This window comes from Candidatus Villigracilis saccharophilus, from assembly GCF_016711665.1.
In genome coordinates, this window is sequence record NZ_JADJSO010000015.1 from 165,094 (window position 1) to 171,843 (window position 6,750).

13 protein-coding genes are annotated in these 6,750 nt (G+C 48.3%); all 13 read right to left on the bottom strand.

Features of this window, described 5'->3' with window-relative positions; all coding sequences use genetic code 11:
* Positions 1-5 precede the first annotated feature (5 nt).
* The gene (locus IPL17_RS06795; protein WP_345306324.1) at positions 6-1,163 is read right to left on the bottom strand and encodes an ATP-binding cassette domain-containing protein; all 1,158 of its coding nucleotides are present in this window, start codon (positions 1,161-1,163) and stop codon (positions 6-8) included.
* Positions 1,160-1,891, bottom strand: a complete 732-nt coding sequence (locus tag IPL17_RS06800; RefSeq protein ID WP_345306325.1) for an ABC transporter ATP-binding protein — start codon at positions 1,889-1,891, stop codon at positions 1,160-1,162. The genes IPL17_RS06795 and IPL17_RS06800 overlap by 4 nt, the downstream gene beginning before the upstream one ends.
* 288 nt (positions 1,892-2,179) lie before the next feature.
* Complete coding sequence (locus IPL17_RS06805) at positions 2,180-2,881, bottom strand: hypothetical protein (protein ID WP_345306326.1); 702 nt, start codon at positions 2,879-2,881, stop codon at positions 2,180-2,182.
* Between the two features lie 21 nt (positions 2,882-2,902).
* On the bottom strand, positions 2,903-3,109 hold the full coding sequence (locus IPL17_RS06810) for a transposase family protein (RefSeq protein WP_345306337.1): 207 nt from the start codon (positions 3,107-3,109) through the stop codon (positions 2,903-2,905).
* Positions 3,106-3,354 (bottom strand): transposase family protein, encoded by a 249-nt coding sequence (locus IPL17_RS06815; RefSeq protein ID WP_345306327.1) that lies wholly within the window; start codon positions 3,352-3,354, stop codon positions 3,106-3,108. The genes IPL17_RS06810 and IPL17_RS06815 overlap by 4 nt, the downstream gene beginning before the upstream one ends.
* Positions 3,309-3,827 carry a transposase family protein gene (locus tag IPL17_RS06820; protein ID WP_345306328.1) on the bottom strand — a complete coding sequence of 173 codons (519 nt, stop codon included), beginning with the start codon at positions 3,825-3,827 and terminating at the stop codon, positions 3,309-3,311. The genes IPL17_RS06815 and IPL17_RS06820 overlap by 46 nt, the downstream gene beginning before the upstream one ends.
* 159 nt (positions 3,828-3,986) lie before the next feature.
* Positions 3,987-4,160 (bottom strand): hypothetical protein, encoded by a 174-nt coding sequence (locus IPL17_RS06825; protein WP_345306329.1) that lies wholly within the window; start codon positions 4,158-4,160, stop codon positions 3,987-3,989.
* A gap of 97 nt (positions 4,161-4,257) precedes the next feature.
* Complete coding sequence (locus IPL17_RS06830; protein WP_345306330.1) at positions 4,258-4,566, bottom strand: transcriptional regulator; 309 nt, start codon at positions 4,564-4,566, stop codon at positions 4,258-4,260.
* Positions 4,559-4,699, bottom strand: a complete 141-nt coding sequence (locus IPL17_RS06835; RefSeq protein ID WP_345306331.1) for a hypothetical protein — start codon at positions 4,697-4,699, stop codon at positions 4,559-4,561. The genes IPL17_RS06830 and IPL17_RS06835 overlap by 8 nt, the downstream gene beginning before the upstream one ends.
* Positions 4,674-5,198, bottom strand: a complete 525-nt coding sequence (locus IPL17_RS06840; RefSeq protein ID WP_345306332.1) for a hypothetical protein — start codon at positions 5,196-5,198, stop codon at positions 4,674-4,676. The genes IPL17_RS06835 and IPL17_RS06840 overlap by 26 nt, the downstream gene beginning before the upstream one ends.
* 117 nt (positions 5,199-5,315) lie before the next feature.
* Positions 5,316-5,942: a hypothetical protein gene (locus tag IPL17_RS06845; protein ID WP_345306333.1), complete on the bottom strand. Its 627-nt coding sequence runs from the start codon at positions 5,940-5,942 to the stop codon at positions 5,316-5,318.
* Between the two features lie 15 nt (positions 5,943-5,957).
* Entirely contained in the window at positions 5,958-6,500 is a 543-nt protein-coding gene (locus tag IPL17_RS06850) for a M20/M25/M40 family metallo-hydrolase (protein ID WP_345306334.1), read from the bottom strand.
* Positions 6,501-6,517: 17 nt separating this feature from the next.
* Positions 6,518-6,750 (bottom strand): M20/M25/M40 family metallo-hydrolase (locus tag IPL17_RS06855; protein ID WP_345306335.1); only part of this gene is annotated, 233 nt, incomplete at its 5' end.

Consider the following 6,750-nt stretch of genomic DNA (forward strand, 5'->3'; position numbering starts at 1 on the left):
AAATATTACCTATGTGCTGATCTGGAATCTGCAATCTGCCTTTCATTTAGGCGCTTCTGTACGATCTCTCCGATAGCCTCAGCCGTAATGGGAGATTCGTTGATCACGCGCAGAAACTCCTCGCGCGGAATGGTCTGTATTTCCACGGGCTGACTGCCCGCGCGCACATTCGCGATGGATTTTCCGCCGCGCAACAATTCCATTTCGCCGAAAAATTCACCAGCCTGCAAACGCGAAAGCACGTATTCCTTTTTCTTTCCATCCAGCAAGACCACTTCCACCTCACCTTTGCGGATCATAAAGAATTGTTCCACATGCTGATCGCGTGAAATAATGGTTTCATTCGGCTGATAGATTTTTTCTCCGACAATACGCGTGAATTCCAGCATATGACGGTGCCGCAACTGCGGCAGGGAACGGGAGATGGTCTCATTGATCAGCTCGCCGTCAGAGATGATGATATTGCGATGCGTGCGTGATGTCAGGGATGGGTCATGCGTCACCATGACGATGGTTTTACCTTGCGCTACAAAGCCTTCAAATAATTGAATGATCTTATCCGCCGAGCGTGTATCGAGGTTGCCTGTCGGTTCATCAGCAACCAGCAGAGGCGGGTCACATGCCATCGCGCGCGCAATGGCAGCCAGCTGCTGCTGTCCCGTTGAAACCAATACAGGTAATTTATTTGCGAATTTTTCCAAACCAACCAGGGTCAATAACTCCATGGCGCGCGCTGGGCGTTCATCGAAGTCATACAGATCAACATAATCCATGGGGAGCATGACGTTTTCAAGCAGCGTGAGCATGGGCAGCAGCTGGAAGAATTGAAAGACGATGCCCAAATTTTTTCCGCGCCATCTGGAGCGCTGACTTTCAGTCACGCCTGTGTAAATATCCTTACCATTCACAACCACGTGGCCATCGCTGGGATGATCGATCCCGGTGACCATGTTCAACAAGGTTGATTTTCCACTGCCTGATTTGCCAACAATGGAAACGAATTCGCCGCGTTTGATGGTCAAGTCCACGCCTTTGAGTACGGTGAACTCTCCCGCCGCATTGCTGAATTTCTTGACGACGCTGTGTAGTTCGATCATGGCGTCCGATGCTGACTCAGTCTGTTGGACAGGATCAACTTTCGGCTTGGTGCGAAGCGTCTTCATTTCCGCCTCCCGCCTGAACTTATATCTGCTTCTGTTTCCGAAAGCACTTCCCCATCTGCGATCGTCAAACTGCGAGAGAAGCGATTCGTCAGACTGACATCATGTGTAACCATCACGATGGTTTTTCCCTGATCTTTCACAAGGTGCTCGAAGACTTCAAAGATGTGATCGGCAGTGATGGAATCGAGACTGCCCGTCGGCTCATCCGCCACGAGGATGGGCGGGTCATTGGCAAGCGCGCGCGCGATGGCGACCCGCTGCTGCTGTCCCCCTGAAATGAAGGCGGGCAGTTTATTGGCGTGTTCTTCGAGTTCCATGAGTTGAAGCAATTGCATGGCGCGGTCTTTTGATTCGCGCGGTTTATAGTTATCAGCCAGATCCATGGGCAGCGTGATATTTTCAATAAGCGTGAGCATGGGCAATAGTTGAAAGGATTGATAGACCACGCCCATTTTTCTGCCGCGCCAAAGCGCGCGCGCATCCTCGCTCATGGTATGGATCGAAATATTTTCATTGTCCCCGCGCACGAAGACCTCGCCGCTGGTCAGTTGATCCACACCGTTGATCATATTCAACAAGGTGGACTTGCCCGCGCCAGATTTCCCGACAATGCCAAGAAACTCGCCCGCGTTGATGGTCATGGTCACGTTGGTTAACGCCGTAAAGTCACCCGCCGCAGTGGAGTAGGTTTTTGATACGTTGCGTAGTTCGATGATTGATGAGGACATATTTACACACAAAAGCGGCCGCCGAGGCAACCGCCCTACCTTGATGCGCCAAACGACCCTAATTTTACCCCCGAAACATTAAGCTCTCATTTGCACTTGGCTTACAGGATTGAATAAAACCGCGCAACAAGACCTGACAGGTTTCCTCCGCGCCGTAATCGTCAGATTCGTTCCGCATCTGCAGAAGTTTGTTCAGCACCTGTGGTAATAAAACCTGTCAGTCCTCAGGTGGCGATTCGCAAAGACCTGTGCCGAGAGATGATTCTGCCCCAGATCAAACATGAAATTTTATTTTGCAGGTATCCAAAACTCTACCATACGATTTTCGTTGGAAATGTCATTATTCCAATAATTGACCCGCCAGGTATTTCGCCCAAAACCTTGGGGCCACAATTGAACATCGATTATGCACTTGTTATCCCAAGACTGGCGGGCACTCAATCCACCGCGCGCTTCTGCTCTACGAAGCGCTTCTTCTGCGGTAACGGTCACCTCTTTCAGGTTTATTGCCTTCCAGCCGAAAAGCGGGCGATGGTAATAGGTATCTCCACCCCACGCAACGTATCCATATTCAGGTTCCATGAGAATGCCACGCGCAGAATATTCTTTATGATCTGAAGTATCCAGATAAAAGTAAAATTCCCCATTAGAGAATCCCTCAGGATGGCCGCATTCTGTAAAATAAGCCATTCTATAAAGATTCCAATCGTTTATGGATTCATTCCATGCGACATGAAAAATACTAGTTGCCAAATTTTCATAATCAACTTGCCCCCATTCAACCGAAGTAACAAACGGCAGGTCGTTGGGAAGATCTGATTTGAAATTGAATACATTTTGGCCGTCGTGATTAAGAGATGAAAGTATGGTTGTTGGATCAATTGTTGAACTCTCAATTACATTAAATGAGCCAATACTTCTGGGAGCATCCGCTCCAGGTTCATTTACAGCAATATCAACAAAAATGACACCAAGATAAATAATAGACATTATCGGAAATAATTATTTTGGTCATAATTTCAACGGCTTCTTTCTGTGGTCAACGCGAAGATTGTGTAAACTGCAAGCAATAACCATCACTAAATCTGAAAAGCCATCTTTCGTATTTCGCAACACATCCTTGACACTCCGAGAACGCTTGATCCCTGAAATGGCATGCTCGACTTTGACACGAACTTTGGATATCTTGCGATTGTTTTCTTTCTCTTTATCAGTCAGCTCTTTCTTGCGTGGCTTTTTTTCGGTTGCACTAACTTCTGTACCTTTGGTTCATATCCTTGAAAGCCAGTATCCTGATACAAGGTCATTTGTTTTGGATAAGCAATCATCTCTGTATCGGCTACCTTTTTATCGTGCGTTTTGCCTGGATAAGTTTGGCTCAGAAAAGAAACTCGTTTTTTCTTGGCGGTTGCAACTATCAGGTTCTTGTCACTATGAATTTTCTTCTTGCCACTGTAGTGCAAAGCCTGTTTTTGGCGTCTTTTGGTCGCTGACGCCGCCTTTCGGTACCGTCAATAATGGAAGTTGCTGCATCTTTTCGAGTTTGCTCGCTTTCCTTGAACTTTTTCGGGTCTCGTTCTGGCTCATAACCCAGATCATCCAAGGCTTGTTTCAAAATGGGCAACAGACTATGAATCCACTCGTTGGCTTGGGTTTGTCCCATCCCAAACAGTTCGCCCATAATGGATTGCACTGGATAACTTTTTTGATACACCAAGCCAAACAGCAATTTCTGCTCAATATTGGCAAGTGCTCCTTTGCGACCTCCACCAGCTTTACGTTTTCGCTTTTTCCCCGCCATTGTCTTAGAGGCAGGATATACCATCAGATAGGCTCGCTCAAACGCTGGCAACAGATAATCAAACTCTTCTGGCGTTAAACTTGTCAGTGCAACAAATTTTCGAGGATTTTTCTTTAGTTCTTCATAGGTGAGCATTCACCTATCATATCGCTATTTCCGATAATGTCTAATGAATATTAATATTGGCGCACCAAGCATTAGAAGCAGAAATTGCAATAATCGTTTTTTCCTTTTCAACCTCAAGGCAACGTAGTTTGCCCTTCGCTCGGCGCGGGTCTTTGCGAACCAAAAGATTTAGCCTTGACGTCTGGAGACCAGCACGCCAGTTGGTATGCCAGCGCCATACCCAAATGCAAAGAAGCCGATCTTGGCCGCTATGGACACATTCGACCAGATAACCACTGACGAAACTGTTGCAAATAACAGAAACATGACTGCCATGATGATGAGGGAATTATTTGATTTCATTTTGGGTTCTCCTTGAAAATTGCATTTCATGTCGTAGGGGCGACCCGCCCAGCGGAACCAGCTTACCTGATTAATCATAAAGGGTCGCCCTTACTTACTAACTTGTCTTATCCATGAACGACTGCATCTGCTGACGATACACTGTATAGGCCTTTTGACCTTTTGCAGTTAATTTACAAACTGTCAGCGGAAGTTTGCCTTTAAAGGTTTTCTCGATCTTGACGTAGCCCGCTTCTTCCAATTTACTCAAATGCGCAGAAAGGTTGCCCTTTGTTAATCCTGCTTCGCGCTGTAGAAAGAGAAAGTCGGCGCTTGCGACAGTGGAAAGAATGGTGACGATCAATAATCGCGCAGGCTCGTGGATCAGGCGGTCAAGGTCGGCCAAACCGCGCAGATCATTACTCATTCCCAGCCTCCACAGGCGGCAGCGGATTCTCATTCAAGTAGCGTTTCAATATCAGCCCGCCAGAGATAAGAAATGCGATTCCCATCAAGGCATAGAACAAGCCGAGGTTATATCCGCGAGCGAATCCGCTCACCGACAGAATACCGCCAAGCACAACAGAGGCTGCACTCAGAGTAGAACCTGCCCAGCCCCGAACCCCATCCCTGCTTCACCATTAGTATGACCGCCACCAACACACCGGTCACCGCGACCATGGCGTCAATGCTGTCAAACTTGCGAGCCACAAAGACAGACATGGAGGCCACTGTCATGGCGGTGAAAGCGGCAAGAATGCGCATCAAGACAGCATTGACGGAATTAGTCCGATATTCAACATAACCCGTGCGCGGATATGTAATGCGAGCCTTTGCGCTATTGACCACGCGCCGCCCAACATACACGCCGCCGATCAGGAGCAGAACCAATCCTGCTTGCAATATTCCGCCGATGAACGATTCATCACCAAGATATTGCTGTAACGAAAAGTAGGCAGCCAGCACGAGGAACATGACACCACCCATCATCTCGCCGATCCCATCTCTATACCAGTAACGCTTTATGCGCTGTTCAATTTGAGAGGTTTCATCTTTCATCGGTATCTCCTTATCGCATTGTGGTTTGCAATACAAACCAGTTTGTAACAATATTACTCCTATCACTGGGACAAGTCAAGGGAATCAAAAAGACCTGTCGCTGCGGACAGGTCTTTGCTATTTCTGCAAACAGGCGATCAATTCTTTAACCACCCCTTGCGGTTCTTCCTTTGTAATCGCCAGCACAGGCACAGTCCCCGCTGAAAATACTTCTCGTACATTTCCAGCCATCCAATGCTTCGGGAGGATTCCAACCGCGTCTTTTTCCACATTTATTAGATCTGACATTTGCTGTGGGCTGGTTGCCAATCCCGCAAAAGAGGTGACGCTTCTTCCTTTCATCACGAGCTGGTCAAACGCAATTTGCACATTCGCATCTGACGCATAGACCCAGACCTTCGCTGAGTCATTGCCCTGCGCAAAGAGTTCCTGCGCCTCTGAGAGAGTCAAATTCTGCACGGAGCTTTCGCGGTTTGTGACGATCAATATCTCCTCTTCATCGATCTGATATACAGGTGAAATAATGATCTCAGGCTCCCCCACCCGCAAGGTAATATCTGGCTCATCGGCAGTAAGGTTCAAGCTGACAGCTGAGTTATCTGCACAAGTGTAAAGCTCAGTCAACCACGGCTGGGCGGCAGAGGTGGCGTAGACGGTGATCATTTCCTTTTGGGGAATTTGTGTTGCAGACGCGCAGGAAGAAATATAAGATGAAAGAAGAAAAAGAAGGAACAGTTTTTTCATTTCACCAGTTTTGGATCAATGCTGCGAGAAGCTTTTTCGTTGTTCGAGGCTATCGGAAAAAATATATTCCCGCTCCGAGTGATAGCCTTCGCCGATCGCACCCATGCCATCCAGAACAGGGATGCCCAGCGGCGCGACAAAATTCGCGTCAGATGCTCCGCCGGTACCGCCCGCAGTGAGGTCCACGCCAATAGCTTTTGCAATGGACTTTGCCTTCTCAAAGGCAACCTTCGCGGTCTCATCAAAAGGCATGGGCGGGCGATTCAACCCGCCTGTGACCGTGAGTTTTGTGCCTTCCAAAACACAACTGAGGGATTTCATTTCCGATTCAAGCCGCTCCCATTCACCGGACTGCATGACGCGGACATCCACTTCTGCATACGCATCCTCTGGCACGACATTGGATACGGTCCCGCCACTCATTACACCGACGTTAAGCGTGGTCTGCCTTGAGTAATCGGTCATTTTTTGAATGGCGATCACTTGATGCGCCATCTCTTCAATGGCATTCCTTCCCTTTTCATGGTCGCCACCGGAGTGCGCGGCGCGTCCCTTCACGTGGACGTGGAACGCGCCTACGCCTTTACGCCATGTTTAAGTGACCCATCCAGCAGCGCAGCTTCAAGTACCAATACCAGCGCGGACTTTTTCGCAAGTTCTTCGATATATTTCCTGGACGTGGCGCTGCCAATCTCTTCATCAGAAGTGCAAAGCAAGGTCACAGGGCGCCTCATGCCGGTGTTGAGTATCTCTTCCACTGCGGCCAGACTGATGACAATCCCCGCCTTCATATCCAATACGCCTGGGC

What these genes read in the sequence shown, in the direction of transcription:
- IPL17_RS06795 (WP_345306324.1), bottom strand. Translation starts at nt 1,163, where the DNA reads ATGAAGACGCTTCGCACCAAGCCGAAAGTTGATCCTGTCCAACAGACT.
- IPL17_RS06800 (WP_345306325.1), bottom strand. Translation starts at nt 1,891, where the DNA reads ATGTCCTCATCAATCATCGAACTACGCAACGTATCAAAAACCTACTCC.
- IPL17_RS06805 (WP_345306326.1), bottom strand. Translation starts at nt 2,881, where the DNA reads ATGTCTATTATTTATCTTGGTGTCATTTTTGTTGATATTGCTGTAAAT.
- IPL17_RS06820 (WP_345306328.1), bottom strand. Translation starts at nt 3,827, where the DNA reads ATGCTCACCTATGAAGAACTAAAGAAAAATCCTCGAAAATTTGTTGCA.
- IPL17_RS06825 (WP_345306329.1), bottom strand. Translation starts at nt 4,160, where the DNA reads ATGAAATCAAATAATTCCCTCATCATCATGGCAGTCATGTTTCTGTTA.
- IPL17_RS06830 (WP_345306330.1), bottom strand. Translation starts at nt 4,566, where the DNA reads ATGAGTAATGATCTGCGCGGTTTGGCCGACCTTGACCGCCTGATCCAC.
- IPL17_RS06840 (WP_345306332.1), bottom strand. Translation starts at nt 5,198, where the DNA reads ATGAAAGATGAAACCTCTCAAATTGAACAGCGCATAAAGCGTTACTGG.
- IPL17_RS06845 (WP_345306333.1), bottom strand. Translation starts at nt 5,942, where the DNA reads ATGAAAAAACTGTTCCTTCTTTTTCTTCTTTCATCTTATATTTCTTCC.